We start from the raw sequence: 15,628 nt of genomic DNA, 5'->3' as shown, positions 1-15,628 counted from the left end.
AATATGTCACTGGGTTTCACGCCAGCGGTGGAAATCTACGGTGCGAACGCGGCGCTGCTCAACGAACGCTTGCTCAGTTGGACGCACATCGACGCGGCGGGGATCGAGTCCGATCAACTGACGCTCACCATCAGCCTGGAAGGGCTTGAAGGGTTGCCCAGCCTGGGCGGGAAAATCGGCCTGCGGGTCGGCTATCTGGAGTCGGGGCTGGTGGATAAAGGCGAGTTTGTCGTGACCCGGCGTACGCCGAGTCTGTTTCCCTTGCGCCTGACGCTTGTCGCGACGGCAGCACCGTTCAGTGCGGCCGATCAGACCGGTTTCAAGCAACGCCGATCCGCCAGCCATGGGCCGACGACCCTGGGCGCGCTGTTTCGTCAGTTGACCTCCAGACACGGGTTTTCCCCGCGTGTGGCGCCGGACCTGGCGTTGATAAAAATCGAGCACATCGATCAGTCCAACGAAACCGACATGGGTTTTCTGACGCGACTGGCTCACCGTTATGACGCCGCCGCCAAACCGGTCAACGAGTTGTATGTGCTGGCGCGCCGGGGGCAGGTGAAGTCTTTGTCGGGCAAAGTCCTGCCAGAGACAAAGTTGTCGGTGACGACGAATAACCGCCCGGGCGATAACGCCTTCATCTCCGCCGTCCTGGATGACACCGCCCGGGCAAAATACCAGGGCTGCAAGGCCAGTTGGTGGGATGCGGCGGCAGGGAAAATGCGGGTCGAGGCGAGCGGCATCGCGCCGTTCAAGACCCTTCGCCAGCGCTTTCAAAGCGCCAACGATGCCCGCGCCGCCGGAGAAGGCGAGGTGCGCCGGATGATGCGCGAAGCACTCAAGGTGGCGATCGAATGCCCCGGCAATCCAGGCTTGTGCGCCGAAGGCATCGTGCTGCTGGACGCCTCCTGGCCGGACTTCATGCGCGGTCGCTGGTCGATCGATAAAGTCACCGCCAGCGGCGACCGGGAAAAAAGCTATCGCAGCAGGATTGATGCGACCTGCCTGGATGCCAAGGCCTAAACACCACTCCCCTGTGGGAGCGAGCCTGCTCGCGATGAGGCCGTCATAGCCAGCATTGATGTTGCCTGACACACCGCCATCGCGAGCAGGCTCGCTCCCACAGTTCTGACTGCGCCTTCCATACAACTGGAGCCCCCCATGAAGATCACCCCGATCCTCACGCAACTGCGTGAGCATTGTCCCGCGCTCGGCAATCGCGTGGCCGCAGGCTTTGACCTCGCCGCGTTGCAAGCCGACACGCCGCTGCAAACTCCCTGCGCGTATGTCCTGCCAAGCGCCGACATTGCCAGCAAGAACGCCGCCCATAACGCCACGTTGCAAGCGGTGCGTGACCGCTTCGACACCGTATTGGTGCTCGACGCCACCGACGCGACAAAAGCGCTGGATCTGTTGCATGACCTGCGCGCCGAACTGTGGCGGGCGCTGGTGGGGTTCAAGCCCGGTGGTGACTACAGCGGCATCGAGTACGACGGCAGTGAACTGGTTTCCATCAACAGCAGCCGCGTGTTGTACCGGCTGCACTTTTTCGCCGAGTTCCAGCTGGGCCGCAATCTGGCGAGCCAGCCTGCCGAAAGCTGGCACGAGCGTGAACTGGACGGCTTGTCGTCCTTTACCGGGGCCACCGTGCGGGTCGATGCCATCGACCCGGCGGACCCCAACCTGAAACGTCCCGGGCCCGATGGGCGCGTGGAACTGACTTTCTCTGGAGACGTAACCCCATGAGCAAACGCATCACCGTGCTGCCGGCCCCGGGCCGTGCCGTACCGGACCCGGAAGCGGGCGATCTGTTGCCCCTCGAGGGCCGTGAAGTACCGGACAGCGCCTGGTGGCGTCGACGTCTGGCCGATGGCGATATCACTACCAAAACCGTGAAAGCGGCAAAACCACAGGGAGCCAAATAATGGCGATCGGATTCAGCAACATTCCCGCGGACATTCGTGTTCCGCTGTTCTACGCCGAAATGGACAACTCGGCGGCCAATAGTGCGTCGTCGGCCATGCGCCGGTTGATCGTGGCCCAGGTCAACGACAACGTGGCCCCGACCGAGGTTGGCAAACTGGTGCTGGTGTCCAGCGTCGCGCTGGCCAAGAACATTGGCGGTCAAGGTTCGATGCTTGCCTCGATGTACGAAACCTGGCGCAAGACCGACCCGTTGGGTGAAATCTGGTGCCTGCCGCTGCACAACGTCGAAGGTTCCATCGCCCAGGGCGTGCTGACCCTCACCGGCGCCGCCACTCAAAGCGGCATGCTCAATCTGTATGTGGGTGGTGTGCGAGTTCAAGCGGCCATCGTCAATGGAGCGACGGCCGCTCAAGCCGCCACCGCGCTGGCCTTGAAAATCAACGCGGCGGCCGATCTGCCGGTGATTGCTGCGGCCGCCGAGGGCGTCGTGACCCTGAGCGCCAAATGGACCGGCGACAGCGGTAACGACATCAGCCTGCAATTCAATCGTCTGGGCAAGAGCAATGGCGAAGACACCCCCGCCGGCCTGACCACCGCCATCACGGCAATGACCGGTGGTGCCGGTGTGCCGGACCAGACCGCCGCCGTCGCGGCTCTGGGTGACGAGCCGTTCGAATTTATCGCGATGCCGTGGTCCGATGTGGAGAGCCTCAACACCTGGCAAGCGGTCATGGACGACAGCACCGGTCGCTGGTCCTGGGCCAAGCAGTTGTTCGGCCATGTCTACAGCGCCAAGCGCGGCACTATTGGCACCCTGGTCGCCGCCGGTCAGGCCCGCAACGACCAGCACATGACCCTCCAGGCGCTAGAGCTGGGCGTACCGCAACCGTTTTGGGTCCAGGCGGCCGCGTTGGCCGCCCGTACTGCGGTGTTCATTTCCGCCGACGCCAGCCGGCCGACCCAGAGCGGCAGTCTGCCAGGCCTGGATCCGGCCCCGGCCAGCGAACGTTTCACCCTGACCGAGCGTCAGTCGCTGCTCAACTACGGTATCGCCACGGCGTACTACGAAGGTGGCTACGTGCGCATCCAGCGTTCGATCACCACCTATCAGAAGAACGCCTTTGGCCAGGCTGACAACTCCTACCTGGACAGCGAAACCCTGCACCAGTCGGCGTTCATCGTGCGTCGCCTGCAAAGTGTGATCACCAGCAAATATGGGCGCCACAAACTGGCTGCCGATGGCACCCGTTTCGGCGCCGGCCAGCCCATCGTGACGCCGAGCACCATTCGCGGCGAGTTGATCGCCCAGTACGCCAAGCTGGAGCTGGAGGGCCACGTGGAAAACGCCGAGCTGTTCGCCGAGCACCTGGTTGTCGAGCGTGACAGTCAGGACCCGAGCCGGGTCAATGTGCTGTTCCCGCCGGATTACATCAATGGCCTTCGGGTGTTCGCGCTGCTCAACCAGTTCCGCCTGCAATACGACGACGCCGCCTGAGGGTCGCGTTTGAACGTATGAATTGCGCCCACCTCGTGTGGGCTTTTTATTTGAAGGGAGAAACACCATGGGTCAACTGATTGCGGGTACCTGCTACGTCAAAGTGGACGGCGCTCAACTGACCATCAATGGTGGCTGCGAAGCACCGTTGATGTTTACCAAACGCGAAACCGTCGTACCGGGTTTCTACAAGGAAACCGACATTGCACCGTCCTTCAAGGTGACGGCTCTGCACACCGCGGATTTCCCGCTCAAGCAACTGGTCGCTGGCACCGACATGACCGTCACCTGCGAATTCAACAACGGCAAGGTCTACGTGCTGGCCGGCGCCTATCTGGTGGAAGAGCCGGTATCCAAGGGTGACGACGCCACCCTCGAACTGAAATTCGAAGGCATCAAGGGGACCTGGCAATGACCGATGTCGTAACACTGCGCGTGGCCATCGAGGCCCACGGCGAACCTCTGAGCGAACTGACTCTGCGCCGTCCGACGGTGCAAGAAGTCCGGGCGATCAAAGCGCTGCCGTACAAGATCGACAAGAGCGAAGAGGTGAGCCTGGACATGGACGTCGCGGCCAAATACATCGCGGTCTGCGCCGGCATCCCGCCGTCGTCGGTCAACCAGTTGGACCTGGCTGACCTCAACGCATTGAGCTGGGCCGTCGCGAGTTTTTTCATGAGTGCGGCGTCGCAGCCATCGGCGACCTGATCGCAGCCGCCTATGACCTGGCCTGGTTCTGGAAGGTTGACCCCGAACAGATGATGGCCAGGCCACTGGATGTGCTCCGCGAGTCCCTGGAGCACGCGCAACGGATCAATGCGATGCAGCAGGTGCAGTGATGGCAGAGACACAAAAGGTAGAGAAAAAAGCAGTGCTGCTGACCAGCATCGATGAGCTGTCGCCCAAGCTTGCCAGCCTTCGGGCGAAGGTCGCCAGCTTCAAGCAGAACCTCGATGCCACGGGCCTTGGCAGCCTGGATATTTCCGCTCTGCTCCCCGAGGGCGGCCTGGCCAAACCGTTCATGGAGGGGCTCACGTCAGCAGAGGCTTTCAAAGGTGAAGTGGGCGCGGCGAACGCGGCGGCCAGCAGCTTGAAGGCACCTGAAACGCCGCGTGTGGCGGCACAGAACCTGGATGGATTGAAGACTTCCATCAGCAATGTGTCGGTGCAGTTCGGCTCGGCCCTGGGGCCGGCGGTCAATGCGGCGGCCGCCAGTTTGCAGCCGATGGTCACGGGTGTGGCCCAGGTGCTGCAGGACAACCCGCAATTGGTGCAGGGCCTGGCAAATGGCGTCGTGGCGTTCAACGCGATCCAGACGGCGGTCAGTGGCGCGAGCCAGGCAATGGAAGTGATCAACCTGGCCTTGAAGATGAATCCCATCGGTTTGATTGCCATGGGCATCGCGTTGGCGGCCGGGATGATCATCGCCTACTGGACGCCGATTTCGGCGTTCTTCGCCGGACTCTGGCAGCGGCTTGCGCCGATCGTCTTGCCGATGGTCGAGTTCTTCAAGACGATGTTCGCCTTCACCCCGATGGGGCTGGTAATCAGCAACTGGGGCCCGATCAGCAGCTTTTTTGGCGCACTCTGGAATGTGATCGTGGCGGCGGCAACGCCTATTCTCGGTTTCATGCAAACGCTGTTCGCCTGGTCACCGTTGGGTTTGATCATCAGCAACTGGGCGTCCCTGACCGGGTTGTTCGCAGCGATCTGGGATTTGCTCAAGGCGCTGACGGTGCCAGTGATGGACGCCTTGAAAGGCCTGTTCGACTGGACGCCGCTGGGCCTGATCATGGCCAATTGGGGCTCGATCGGTGAAGTCTTCGCCGGGATCTGGGAAGGCATTCGCAATCAGGTGTCGATCATGCTCGCAGTGTTCAGCGGTTTGTTCGACTGGTCGCCCATTGAGGGCCTGACAAAACAGTGGGGACCTGTGGGGCAGTGGTTCAGTCAATGGTGGGATGAACTGCAGGGTGTGATTGCGCCAATCAAGGCGTTCTTCAACGGCGGCTTCGGCGAAATCATCACCTCGTTCACCGGCAAGGTCGAAGGGTTGACCGAGGCGCAACAAAAGACCAATGCCGAAGGCAAGGGTGAGCTGGCTCCAGCGTTTTTTGGCGGGGCCAGCGAACAGTCTTCGGGCCTGTCGTCCAGCCTGGCGCCAGCGTCCGCCAACGGGCCAGCGAAAACCTCGCTGGCGCCGGGTGCGTTGCCGCTAACCTCCAGTGCCCTGGTGCAACAAAGCGCCGCCAATAACCGCACGCAACTCGAAGGTGGCCTGACCGTGCGCTTCGAAAACGCGCCCGCTGGGTTGCGCGCCGATCCGCCACAAACCAATCAACCGGCCCTGGCGGTGAGTTCGCGCATCGGCTATCGCTCACTTTCCACAGGAGGTTCCAATGAGCTGGCGTGATCGTTTGTTGCCGGCGTCGTTTCGTGGCGTCGGGTTCTGGGTCGATCAGGCGAAAACCCCGGTCGGCCACAAGGGCCAGTTGCATGAGTATCCCCAGCGTGACCAGCCGTTCTTCGAAGGCCTCGGTCAGCAGGCGAAGATTCATGAGCTGACCGCCTTCATCGTCGGCCCCGATTGCCTGGAGCAGCGCGACAAGTTGCTCAAGGCCCTGGAGCAGGGCAGCGGCGAACTGGTGCATCCGTGGCTGGGGCGCCTGCAGGTCAAGGTCGGCGAGTGCGACATGACCCAGACCCGTCAGGATGGCGGGCTGGTGACGTTCGCTCTGAAGTTCTACCCCGACCAGCCACTGCAATTCCCGTCCGCCGCGATCAACAGCCAGAAACTGTTGCTGGTATCGGCTGACAGCTTCCTGGGATCGGCGGTGCGGCGCTTCGAAGAGGCCATGACGTTGATTAAGGCCGCGCGGATCGGCATCGCTGACCTGCGCAACAGCCTCAAGGATGTCTACGGCGTCATCGAGCAGGAGCTCAAGCCGTTGCTGGAGACTTATCGGCAACTCAGCGATCTGGTCAAGGCGGTGAAGGAGCTGCCCAAGGAAGTGGCAGCCGAGTTCAAAGCGTTACTGGGGGACATCCGGGAATTGAAGGACTTTGCCCGTGACGGCTATCGCGGCGTGATTGCCAGCGTGTCGCAACAGGTCGAGGCCATTCGCAAGGCGGACGCCCCCAAGCTCACCACCGGCAAGGACACCACGGCGGCGGCCCAGGCCGTGGCCGATCTGGTGCAGGACACGCTGCTGGTGCAGGCCGCGCAATGGATTGCGGCAATGCCGGTGGCGGCGCCGGTGGTCAAACTGGGCACCACCCCATCGGTGGCGCAGCAGGCGGTGCAGCCGGTCCAGCGCCGTGACGTGCCGGTGGCCGACGATGTGCTGGCCCTGCGCGACGCGCTCAACGACGCGATCTGGCAGGCCTGCCTCAAGGCTGAGCCGGATCACTACCAGGCGATGAACAATCTGCGTCAGCAAATGGCCGCGCACCTGACGGCGGTGGCGTCTTCGGGTGTCAGACTGATCAACCTGTCGTTCAAGCAAAGCTTGCCGGCATTGGTGGTGGCGTATCAGCAATTTGCCGACGCTACCCGGGTCACCGAAGTGACCCAGCGCAATGGCGTGGCTCACCCCGGTTTCCTGCCGTCCAACGACCTGAAAGTCTCGGGGGAATAAGCCATGAACGAGCTCGACAACGCTGTCTCGCTCACCGTCGGCGGGCTGGATTACGGCGGCTGGAAAAGCGTGGAGATCAGTGCGGACCTGGAGCGGCAGTTCCGTACCTTCAAACTCGACATCACTTGGCAATGGCCGGGGCAGACCCGGTCGGTACCGATTCGTCCGGGGGATGAATGTCAGGTGCGCATTGGTGCTGACCTGGTACTCAGCGGCTACGTGTTCAAGGCCCCGGTCAATTATGACGGGCGCCAGATCAGCCTGAGCATCGAGGGTGGCTCCAGGACCCAGGACTTGGTGGACTGCGCGGCGATCAATCGCCCGAGCCAATGGCGCGGGCAAACGGTGCTGAGTATTGTCCAGGCCCTGGCCTCGCAATATGGCGTGGGGGTGATCAGTGAGATCCCTGAAACCGCTCGGTTGAGCGAACACAGCATCGTGCCGGGAGAGACGGTCTTTCAATCCATCGACCGTCTGCTGACGTTGTTCCGGGTGTTTTCCACTGACGACGCCGAAGGCCGCGTGTTGCTGGCCAAACCCGGCAGTGGCGGGCGAGCCAGTGATGTGCTGGAGCTGGGTAAAAACATTCTCTCGGGCAATGCACCGATGGACTACAGCCAGGTGTTCTCCGAATACCGGGTCATCGGTCAGCACAAAGGCAATGACCAGCAGAGCGGGGCGGCGGTGAGCGAAGTCTCCGGCACCGCCACCGATTTGAGCTTCAAGCGCAAGCGGGTGACGGTGATCAGCGAAAGTGCGCAGTTGACCTTCGAACTGGCCCAGCAACGGGCCGATTGGGAAAGCGCCATCCGCACTGGCAAGGCCCTGACCACGACCTACCGCGTGCAGGGCTGGCGTCAGGCCAATGGCGACTTGTGGCGACACAACACCCTGGTGCGGGTGATCGATCCGGTGCTGGGTTTTGACGGCGACATGCTGATCTCCAAAGTGACGTACTCACTGTCCGCGCAAGGCTCTGTTACCACCTTGCAAGTCGCCCCGCCTCATACCTTCGACGCGAACCCGACATCACCCAAATCCTGAGCCCAACGCAAAACGCCTTGTGGGAGCGGGCTTGCTCGCGAAGGCGGTAGGTCAGCTTGCCTCGATATTGGCTGTCCCGATGCCTTCGCGAGCAAGCCCGCTCCCACACTGGATCTCCAGTGGATACAAGTTTTGTGTTCGGCACAGCTCCCCTGTGGGAGCGAGCCTGCTCGCGATGACGCCAGCACAGCCAAAGGGATCTTGATCAATAAACACCGCTTTCAAACTTCCGATTCCGAAGGAAACCTCAATGAGCCTACTGACCCGCCTCCTGGCGCGCGGCACTGTCGTGCTTGCCAATTCGGCCACCAAGCTGCAATCGCTGCAAATGCGCCTCACCGCCGGCGAAGTGAATGACGATATGGAGCACTTCGAGCCCTACGGCTTCACCAGCAACCCGCTGGCCGGCGCCGAGGGTATCGCCACGTTCCTGGGGGGCGATCGTTCCCATGCCGTGGTGCTGGTGGTGGCTGACCGTCGTTTCCGTCTCAAGGCCCTGGCCCCTGGCGAAGTGGCGCTCTACACCGACGAAGGCGACAAGCTCCACTTCAAGCGCGGCCGGGTCATCGACATCGAAACCGCGACCCTGAACATCCGCGCCAGCAGTGCGGTGAACATCGACAGCCCGGTCATCAACCACACCGGCAAGCTGGTTTCCCAGGGCGACCAGATCGCCGGCGGCATCAGCCAGATCAAGCATGTGCATGTCGGCGTACAGGCCGGCAACGGCCAGACCGGCGTGCCGGCGGGAGGCCAATGATGTTCATCAGCCAGAACCTGCACGCCGCGCTGACCCGCTCGGTGCTGATCAGCCTGTTCACCTGGCGCCGCGCCGCTGATGACGATGCCGTGGATGACGAGCAACGTTTCGGCTGGTGGGGCGACACTTTTCCCACCGTCGCCGACGACCGCATTGGTTCGCGGCTGTGGCTGTTGCGCCGGGTCAAGCTAACCCGGCAGACCCAGCTCGACGCCGAATTCTATGCCCGCGAAGCCTTGCAATGGCTGATCGACGACGGCCATTGCAGCGCCATCGACATCGTCAGCGAACGCCTCGACGCCCAGCGTCTGAACCTGCGCACGGTTTTGACCCTGGCCGACGGCGAGCGCCTGGACATCAACCCCGATAACAGTTGGCAGGTGACCTATGCCGTTTGAAACCCCTTCGCTGCCGGTGCTGATCAAGCGCGCCCAAAGCGACCTGGCCAGCGATTCGCTGCGCCAGTCCGATGCCCAGGTGCTGGCCCGCACCCTGGGCGGCGCCGCCTATGGCCTGTATGGCTACCTGGACTGGATCGCCGAGCAGATCCTGCCGGACAAAGCCGACGAATCCACACTGGAGCGCATCGCTGCCCTGCGCCTGAACCAGGCGCGCAAAGCGGCCCAGGTGGCCAGCGGCAGCGTCAGTTTCACCGCCACCGCTGGCGCGGTGCTGGATGTCGACACGCTGCTGCAATCCACCGATGGCCGCACCTACAAAGTGACCAGCGCCCGCACCACCAGCAATGGCCTGAACAGCACCACTGTCGCCGCGTTGGACGCCGGCAGCCTGGGTAATGCCGATGCCGGCCTGATGCTGACACCGGTGCAGCCGATCCTTGGGATCGACAACAGCTTCACCGTGTTGGCACCCGGGCTGGCCGGTGGCCTCGCCCGGGAAAGCCTCGAATCCCTGCGGGCCAGGGTGATCCGTTCCTACCGCATCATCCCCCACGGTGGTTCCGCGCAGGACTATGAAACCTGGGCCCTGGAATGCCCAGGCATCACCCGCGCCTGGTGTCGCGGCAGCTACCTGGGGCCCGGCACCGTCGGCGTGTTCGTCATGCGTGACGACGACCCACAGCCGATTCCCAACGCCGAGCAACTGGAAGAAGTCCGGGCCTATATCGAGCCGCTGCGCCCGGTCACCGCCGAAGTGCATGTACTGGCGCCGACGCGGGTGCCGGTGACCTACCGGCTGCGCATTACCCCGGACACCAGCGCCGTGCGCGCCGCCATCGAAGCGCAACTGCGCGACCTGCATAACCGCGAAGCCGGCCTCGGCGAAACCTTGTTGCTGACCCACATCGCCGAAGCTATCAGCAGTTCCACCGGTGAAACCGACCACACGCTCACCGCGCCCATCGCTGACGTGGTCGCGGCCAGCAATCAGTTGCTGACCTTCGGAGGCTGCGTATGGCTGGAATAAGAACCGCCGAGCAATACCAGGCCCAACTGCGCAGCCTGCTGCCCAGCGGCCCGGCGTGGGACCCGGAGCGTGTGCCGGAACTGGAAGAGGTGCTGGAAGGCATCGCCCAGGAACTGGCGCGTCTCGACGCCCGCGCCGCCGACCTGCTCCACGAAATGGACCCGGCGGGTGTGAGTGAGCTGGTGCCGGATTGGGAGCGGGTGATGAACCTGCCCGACCCATGCCTGGGCGCTACACCGCTGTATGACGACCGCCGTTTGGCGGTACGTCGGCGGTTGTTGGCGGTGGGCAGCCAGGCCATCGCTTATTACGTGGAAATCGCCAAGAGCCAGGGCTATCCCAACGCCACCATCACCGAACTCAAGGCCCCCCGCATGGGCCGTGCCCGTTTCGGCGAAGCCCACTTCGGCACCTGGCAGGCGCAGTTCATGTGGACCCTCAACACCGGCGGCCGCCTGCTGCTCGGCCGACGTTTTGGCGCCAGCTATTGGGGGGAGCGTTTCGGCGTGAATCCGGGCTCGGCGCTTGAGTGCCTGATTCATCGCAGTACGCCGGCGCATACGAAGGTTCACATCAATTATGACTAGGGAGTAGATGAATGGATTATCCGAAGAGTGTGCCCAGCGCAGGCTTGGTGAACGGGAAGTTCGTGGATGAAAACCCGCTGACCGGGACGCCGGGATCATTGATTCCTGCTGACTGGGGAAATGGCGTGACGCAGGAGATTGTGAATGTCATCCAGGCAGGGAACCTCTCTCCTGATGAAACCCGACACGATCAGTTGCTCCAGGCGATCCAATCGGTCACCGCGAAGGGTTGGAACCAGGATTTGGCACTGCCGCTTGCGGCTTTGCCCCTGCCTACAATCGCTACGGCCGATGCTCGTATATCGGTGGCTCCAGCGGCTGTTTCAACCAGCGGAGGGCGCATTTCGATTCCGGCGGGCGTGTATATCAGCATTGGTCAGGAAGTGGTGAGCGGGAAGTTAGGCCGATCACGCACCTTTGTAACTTCGGCCTGGAGCAGTACCGATTTATTGCCCAGCTCTGGCTATTTTTTAAGGGCGCAGGTGACGGGAGATTCGCTGACTTTTTATATGCAGCGTGGGAGCCTTTACGACGTCATCCCAGAGTCACTGAAGGGCACTATAAATGGTGCTTCGGGTGGTGGATTCCAGTCCACGCCGTTGGATATGTGCCTGGCCTGGGTGTTGACTGGAGCGCCGGGCTCCTTGCCTGTGGTTCGCTCGATATACAACCGTTCACGATTGAGTTGGACTCAGACTGTCAATGGCACTGGCGTGGTGTATTTGCCGCTTGATCCGCATGCGCGTGCTGGTCGGCTTGTTGCGGGTAATCCCACGCCTTCTTCAAGCACTGTGACCTCGCTGGCCTTTGCTCAGCCCGGATGGGTTGGGGGTAACTACAGCTATCTATCGCCCGCCTCACAAAATATTACCAACCAGGCAGGGGGCTGGACCAATCCTGCAAGCCCGTACGTGTGTGTGTTGTTTTCCAACAACGTCATCAGCGACGTGACGGTCTCCACGGTCACAGCCAGTTTTGATCATGCCGAGTTGCGTTCGCTGTGGCAGTGCTTTCAGACCGAGCACACGTTGGGTGCAACCAATGCCGACAGCGACGAACTGTTGCTGAGCATGGGTATCAAGGGGCATCAGGCGTTGACTGATTACAGCGTTGGTATTGCCGTTAATTTCACCAATGCAATCAATGTCCACTTGTCCTGGGAGTTGATCCGATGAAAGTCATTCAAGAACTGCATCAGTACGAAGATGAACTCCGTCCGGCTCCGCCATCCCCCGCCCACATATGGGAGGACGGTAAATGGCTATTGAACGAAGAAAATGCCGCCGAGCTATTGCGTATCGAAGGCGAGCGACTGTGCGCCAAAGTTGATGCGGCTGCCGACAGCGCGCGTCGAGCCTTGGTCGGTGATCCCTTACGAGCCATGGAATACCAACAAGCGGCCCTAGAGGCGCAGGCGTTCAAGGATGAGGGTTACCCGAAGAAATCCGTGCCTCTGGCGGTTTCAGCGTGGGTCATCAAAGGGCGAACAGCCAGGCAGGCGGCAGACCAGATTCTCGCCAAGGCTGCCGAATGTGATTCGAACTTGCTGTTGCTTCGTGAGCGGCGCCTTAAAGCCAAGGCACAAATCCGGGCGCACATCGCCAAAAACGCGATTGAACTGGCCACCCAAACCAGTGATGACGCGATCAGCGCGCTTAGCCAACTGCGAAGTTAACTCTGACCCCGTCCGTTTTGAGTGCGGTTCTTCTAATTTCAAGTAGAGAAACAAAATATGGACTATCCAAAAAGCGTTCCCAGCGTCGGGCTGGTGAACGGCCGGTTCGTGGATGAAAATCCCGTTGAAGGCACACCGGGATCTTTGATTCCCGCCGTGTGGGGTAACAGCGTTACACAGGAGATTTTGGGCGTGATCTCCGCCGCTGGCATCACTCCGTCTGAAGCGGACACCGGCCAGTTGATCAAGGCGTTGCAGGCTATTCTCGGGCGTAGCAGCCCGATGCGTTCGGTGGTGACGCGGTTAACGGCTTCTAAAGCGCTGACGGCCGAAGAGTTGGGGCTTGTCCTGATTGATGCCAGTGCTGGTGCTAACACCGTGACGCTTCCGGCGGCGAATGCGGCGCTTGGCATTCGTGATGTGATCGTGCGGCGTGTGGATAACAGCGGTAACCGTTTGACAGTACGGGCCTCCGGTAGCGACAGAATTCGCTTTCATACTCATTTGGCGGCCAGTGGCTATCCGTTTCTGGTGCTGATGGGCGGCGGTGACTGGTGGCATCTGCGCAGTGATGAAGCTGGGGTCTGGTGGCCGGTGGGGCGGTTCGATGCGACGGCCTTGGGGCGTATTTCCTTTGAGAGCACGCGTCAGGTTATTCCCGGTGGGTATGCGGTGCTTAATGGGAATTTGCTGGTGCGTAGCGATTGGCCGTGGTTGTGGGATTACGCGCAATCGTCCGGTGCGTTAGTGACGGAAGCTGGCAAGGTGGGTTTTGAAGGGACTTGGACCAGCGGCGATGGAGCGACCACTTTCCGGATTCCTGACATACGAGGCGAATTTTTGCGCGTTCTGGACGAAGCTAGAGGGGTGGATCTCAATCGAGTTTTAGGTACAAGCCAAACTCACTCCATTCAACAACACAATCACTATCTTCCTACCAGTACCGGTAGTGCTACACGCCCGGGTGTTTCAATCCGTGATGATGTTTGGGACGTTGCACATGATGTTAATTTCGGCCCCACCAATGGAACCGTGGCTACTACGTATCCAAACCCTGATTTTAATTTGGGGGCAGGTACTTACATCGGTAACATAGGAACATTTTCCGCTGAGAACCGTCCCAGAAACATCGCCTATCCCGCCCGAATCAAGCTGATCTGAGGTGATTATGTTTATTTATCTGTTTGATGATTCCGGTGTTCTATCTGGCCCGGTAGAGCTTTTCGTAACTCCCGGTATGGGCATTCAAATTCCCAGTAACGGCATCCAACTTTCCTTCGAACTTCCAGCCGCCCAAGAGCATCATTCGTGGGTCATGGTGAACGGTGTTCCGCGAGAAATGCTCGACTGGCGCGGTTCGGTGTATCGCAAGGACAACGGCGCTCTTCTGGAGTGGACCGAGTTTGGCCAATTGCCGGACATATATACTGCCGAACCATGGCCGGGTAATTATTATGTTTGGCGCGATAACGCCTGGGTTTTTGACGAGACGTTACAGTTAATCGATCTCAAGCGCGAAGTTCTGTCAAAACGCGATAAATTACTGCGCGAAGCCGTTCAGAAAGTCGCTCCTTTCCAATACGCCGAAGACATCGGCGACGCCAACGACCAGGAACAACTGGCCTTGATGGAGTGGAAACGCTACAGCGTCGAGTTGAACCGCATCCAGCTCCAAACCGGTTTTCCAACCGACATCAACTGGCCGGTCGTGCCTGATTCTGCTGCTTAAAGCGTCACCGGCCAAACCACTAAACCTTTCTCGTTTTTTCAGACTCTGTTGGATAAATCGACAGGCGAAGCTCTCTATCGCCTGTTTTACCGTTTGAATATCAAGGGGGGATAACTTGGACTGTGCAAAAAAGTGCGCCCAATGCGGGGCGGGTGAATGGCGGGTCCACCGTCAGGCGGTACCGCCCCGGTTGGCGGACATTTAATAAACGAGTTTTCGATGACGTGACCATGGAAGTTACCCAACAGCAACTCATCAACATCATGCCCAACGCCCGCTCCCAAGCGGGCGTTTTTGTTTCTGCGCTTAACAGCGCCATGTCCAGCCATCGCATCGACACACCCAAACGCATGGCCGCGTTTCTGGCCCAGGTGGGCCATGAATCAGGGCAATTGCGCTATGTGCGCGAACTCGGCAGTGATCAATATCTCAGCAAGTACGACACGGGATCGTTGGCTGTTCGCTTGGGCAATACGCCCCAGGCCGACGGTGACGGTCAGAAGTATCGCGGTCGAGGACTGATCCAGATTACCGGGCGTGACAATTATCGGCGTTGCAGCCTGGGTTTGTTCGGCGATGAACGTCTGCTGGCCTTGCCTGAACTGCTGGAGCAACCGCAATGGGCGGCTGAGTCTGCTGCCTGGTTCTGGAATCAGAACGGTTTGAACGAACTGGCTGATCGTGACCAGTTCAACAGCATCACCCGTCGCATCAACGGCGGTTTGAATGGCTTGCAGGATCGTCTGCAACTTTGGGCGCGGGCGAGGGCGGTGTTATGTCAGCCTTCGGTTTGATGCCTTTTTCTTCTCGCTTCCTTGGCATCGCTGTGTTGCTGGTGTTGGTGGCCGGCGGCCCGGCGGTGTTGGCATGGCAAGTCCAGGCGTGGCGTTATGACCGGCAACTGGCGCAAGCGGCCCAGGTCCAGGCCCGGACGCTGAATCAAATAACCCAGGCGGCAGCGATTCAACAAAAGGTCGAGCAAGACAAGCGCCTAGCCCTGGAACAGCAACTCTCCGCCAGCGAACAAACCCATTACCGAGCCTTGAGCGATGCCCAACGTGATCAGGATCGCTTGCGCGATCGCCTTGCTACTGCCGATGTCCGGCTGTCAGTCCTCCTCGACGCCGACGATGTTGCCGCCGGTTGTGCAGTGCCTGCCACCGCCGGCGCCGGCGGCGTGGATCATGGCCCCCCACGCGCCCGACTTGACCCGGCGCATGCTCAACGAATTATCGCCATCACCGACGAAGGGGATCGCGGATTGATCGCGCTGCAGGCTTGTCAGGCCTACGTCAGGGCACTGGGTCGATGATCCGGCGAGCCTTGCAAGCCTGCAACGCTCGTGTACG

General features: G+C 60.8%; 19 protein-coding genes. All 19 read left to right on the top strand.

The annotated features are described in order from the left end of the window. The first annotated feature begins 3 nt into the window (after positions 1–3). The 19 genes from MA884_RS22765 (at position 4) to MA884_RS22675 (ending at position 15,591) form a co-directional block, all read left to right on the top strand. Complete coding sequence (locus tag MA884_RS22765) at positions 4–1,020, top strand: contractile injection system protein, VgrG/Pvc8 family (RefSeq protein WP_256232619.1); 1,017 nt, start codon at positions 4–6, stop codon at positions 1,018–1,020. A 138-nt stretch (positions 1,021–1,158) separates the two neighbouring features. Continuing rightward, on the top strand, positions 1,159–1,743 hold the full coding sequence (locus MA884_RS22760) for a hypothetical protein (protein WP_256232618.1): 585 nt from the start codon (positions 1,159–1,161) through the stop codon (positions 1,741–1,743). After that, positions 1,740–1,922 carry a DUF2635 domain-containing protein gene (locus MA884_RS22755; RefSeq protein ID WP_047230004.1) on the top strand — a complete coding sequence of 61 codons (183 nt, stop codon included), beginning with the start codon at positions 1,740–1,742 and terminating at the stop codon, positions 1,920–1,922. The genes MA884_RS22760 and MA884_RS22755 overlap by 4 nt, the downstream gene beginning before the upstream one ends. Next, entirely contained in the window at positions 1,922–3,418 is a 1,497-nt protein-coding gene (locus tag MA884_RS22750) for a phage tail sheath subtilisin-like domain-containing protein (protein WP_256232617.1), read from the top strand. Before MA884_RS22755 ends, MA884_RS22750 begins: the two co-directional genes overlap by 1 nt. Before the next feature lie 67 nt (positions 3,419–3,485). Beyond that, positions 3,486–3,833 (top strand): phage tail tube protein, encoded by a 348-nt coding sequence (locus MA884_RS22745; RefSeq protein ID WP_042732987.1) that lies wholly within the window; start codon positions 3,486–3,488, stop codon positions 3,831–3,833. Beyond that, positions 3,830–4,126: a phage tail assembly protein gene (locus MA884_RS22740; protein ID WP_045155211.1), complete on the top strand. Its 297-nt coding sequence runs from the start codon at positions 3,830–3,832 to the stop codon at positions 4,124–4,126. The genes MA884_RS22745 and MA884_RS22740 overlap by 4 nt, the downstream gene beginning before the upstream one ends. Before the next feature lie 130 nt (positions 4,127–4,256). Next, positions 4,257–5,831: a phage tail protein gene (locus MA884_RS22735; RefSeq protein ID WP_256232616.1), complete on the top strand. Its 1,575-nt coding sequence runs from the start codon at positions 4,257–4,259 to the stop codon at positions 5,829–5,831. Further along, the gene (locus tag MA884_RS22730; RefSeq protein ID WP_256232615.1) at positions 5,818–7,056 is read left to right on the top strand and encodes a DNA circularization protein; all 1,239 of its coding nucleotides are present in this window, start codon (positions 5,818–5,820) and stop codon (positions 7,054–7,056) included. The genes MA884_RS22735 and MA884_RS22730 overlap by 14 nt, the downstream gene beginning before the upstream one ends. Before the next feature lie 3 nt (positions 7,057–7,059). Further along, positions 7,060–8,100 (top strand): phage baseplate assembly protein, encoded by a 1,041-nt coding sequence (locus MA884_RS22725; protein WP_256232614.1) that lies wholly within the window; start codon positions 7,060–7,062, stop codon positions 8,098–8,100. Between the two features lie 250 nt (positions 8,101–8,350). Continuing rightward, entirely contained in the window at positions 8,351–8,860 is a 510-nt protein-coding gene (locus MA884_RS22720) for a phage baseplate assembly protein V (RefSeq protein WP_256232613.1), read from the top strand. Then, positions 8,860–9,258 (top strand): phage GP46 family protein, encoded by a 399-nt coding sequence (locus tag MA884_RS22715; protein ID WP_256232612.1) that lies wholly within the window; start codon positions 8,860–8,862, stop codon positions 9,256–9,258. The genes MA884_RS22720 and MA884_RS22715 overlap by 1 nt, the downstream gene beginning before the upstream one ends. Next, entirely contained in the window at positions 9,248–10,288 is a 1,041-nt protein-coding gene (locus MA884_RS22710; protein WP_256232611.1) for a baseplate J/gp47 family protein, read from the top strand. The genes MA884_RS22715 and MA884_RS22710 overlap by 11 nt, the downstream gene beginning before the upstream one ends. After that, a complete protein-coding gene (locus tag MA884_RS22705) occupies positions 10,276–10,875 on the top strand; it encodes a YmfQ family protein (protein WP_256232610.1) in 600 nt (199 codons plus the stop codon). Before MA884_RS22710 ends, MA884_RS22705 begins: the two co-directional genes overlap by 13 nt. An 11-nt stretch (positions 10,876–10,886) precedes the next feature. Beyond that, positions 10,887–12,050: a phage tail protein gene (locus MA884_RS22700; RefSeq protein ID WP_256232609.1), complete on the top strand. Its 1,164-nt coding sequence runs from the start codon at positions 10,887–10,889 to the stop codon at positions 12,048–12,050. Further along, on the top strand, positions 12,047–12,550 hold the full coding sequence (locus MA884_RS22695; protein ID WP_256232608.1) for a phage tail protein: 504 nt from the start codon (positions 12,047–12,049) through the stop codon (positions 12,548–12,550). Before MA884_RS22700 ends, MA884_RS22695 begins: the two co-directional genes overlap by 4 nt. A gap of 57 nt (positions 12,551–12,607) precedes the next feature. After that, the gene (locus MA884_RS22690; protein WP_256232607.1) at positions 12,608–13,711 is read left to right on the top strand and encodes a phage tail protein; all 1,104 of its coding nucleotides are present in this window, start codon (positions 12,608–12,610) and stop codon (positions 13,709–13,711) included. Positions 13,712–13,718: 7 nt separating this feature from the next. Next, on the top strand, positions 13,719–14,279 hold the full coding sequence (locus MA884_RS22685) for a tail fiber assembly protein (RefSeq protein WP_256232606.1): 561 nt from the start codon (positions 13,719–13,721) through the stop codon (positions 14,277–14,279). A 230-nt stretch (positions 14,280–14,509) separates the two neighbouring features. Continuing rightward, the gene (locus MA884_RS22680) at positions 14,510–15,073 is read left to right on the top strand and encodes a glycoside hydrolase family 19 protein (RefSeq protein ID WP_256232605.1); all 564 of its coding nucleotides are present in this window, start codon (positions 14,510–14,512) and stop codon (positions 15,071–15,073) included. Continuing rightward, on the top strand, positions 15,055–15,591 hold the full coding sequence (locus MA884_RS22675; RefSeq protein ID WP_256232604.1) for a lysis system i-spanin subunit Rz: 537 nt from the start codon (positions 15,055–15,057) through the stop codon (positions 15,589–15,591). The genes MA884_RS22680 and MA884_RS22675 overlap by 19 nt, the downstream gene beginning before the upstream one ends. Positions 15,592–15,628: the final 37 nt, after the last annotated feature.

This window comes from Pseudomonas sp. Q11, assembly GCF_024494355.1.
GTDB lineage: Bacteria > Pseudomonadota > Gammaproteobacteria > Pseudomonadales > Pseudomonadaceae > Aquipseudomonas > Aquipseudomonas hefeiensis.
The sequence above is the reverse complement of the archived record's forward strand: the minus strand, read 5'-3'. Positions and strand labels throughout refer to the sequence as shown.

Coding starts and splice junctions, on each gene's coding strand:
- MA884_RS22765 (WP_256232619.1), top strand. CDS start 4: ATGTCACTGGGTTTCACGCCAGCGGTGGAAATCTACGGTGCGAACGCG.
- MA884_RS22760 (WP_256232618.1), top strand. CDS start 1,159: ATGAAGATCACCCCGATCCTCACGCAACTGCGTGAGCATTGTCCCGCG.
- MA884_RS22755 (WP_047230004.1), top strand. CDS start 1,740: ATGAGCAAACGCATCACCGTGCTGCCGGCCCCGGGCCGTGCCGTACCG.
- MA884_RS22750 (WP_256232617.1), top strand. CDS start 1,922: ATGGCGATCGGATTCAGCAACATTCCCGCGGACATTCGTGTTCCGCTG.
- MA884_RS22745 (WP_042732987.1), top strand. CDS start 3,486: ATGGGTCAACTGATTGCGGGTACCTGCTACGTCAAAGTGGACGGCGCT.
- MA884_RS22740 (WP_045155211.1), top strand. CDS start 3,830: ATGACCGATGTCGTAACACTGCGCGTGGCCATCGAGGCCCACGGCGAA.
- MA884_RS22735 (WP_256232616.1), top strand. CDS start 4,257: ATGGCAGAGACACAAAAGGTAGAGAAAAAAGCAGTGCTGCTGACCAGC.
- MA884_RS22730 (WP_256232615.1), top strand. CDS start 5,818: ATGAGCTGGCGTGATCGTTTGTTGCCGGCGTCGTTTCGTGGCGTCGGG.
- MA884_RS22725 (WP_256232614.1), top strand. CDS start 7,060: ATGAACGAGCTCGACAACGCTGTCTCGCTCACCGTCGGCGGGCTGGAT.
- MA884_RS22720 (WP_256232613.1), top strand. CDS start 8,351: ATGAGCCTACTGACCCGCCTCCTGGCGCGCGGCACTGTCGTGCTTGCC.
- MA884_RS22715 (WP_256232612.1), top strand. CDS start 8,860: ATGTTCATCAGCCAGAACCTGCACGCCGCGCTGACCCGCTCGGTGCTG.
- MA884_RS22710 (WP_256232611.1), top strand. CDS start 9,248: ATGCCGTTTGAAACCCCTTCGCTGCCGGTGCTGATCAAGCGCGCCCAA.
- MA884_RS22705 (WP_256232610.1), top strand. CDS start 10,276: ATGGCTGGAATAAGAACCGCCGAGCAATACCAGGCCCAACTGCGCAGC.
- MA884_RS22700 (WP_256232609.1), top strand. CDS start 10,887: ATGGATTATCCGAAGAGTGTGCCCAGCGCAGGCTTGGTGAACGGGAAG.
- MA884_RS22695 (WP_256232608.1), top strand. CDS start 12,047: ATGAAAGTCATTCAAGAACTGCATCAGTACGAAGATGAACTCCGTCCG.
- MA884_RS22690 (WP_256232607.1), top strand. CDS start 12,608: ATGGACTATCCAAAAAGCGTTCCCAGCGTCGGGCTGGTGAACGGCCGG.
- MA884_RS22685 (WP_256232606.1), top strand. CDS start 13,719: ATGTTTATTTATCTGTTTGATGATTCCGGTGTTCTATCTGGCCCGGTA.
- MA884_RS22680 (WP_256232605.1), top strand. CDS start 14,510: ATGGAAGTTACCCAACAGCAACTCATCAACATCATGCCCAACGCCCGC.
- MA884_RS22675 (WP_256232604.1), top strand. CDS start 15,055: ATGTCAGCCTTCGGTTTGATGCCTTTTTCTTCTCGCTTCCTTGGCATC.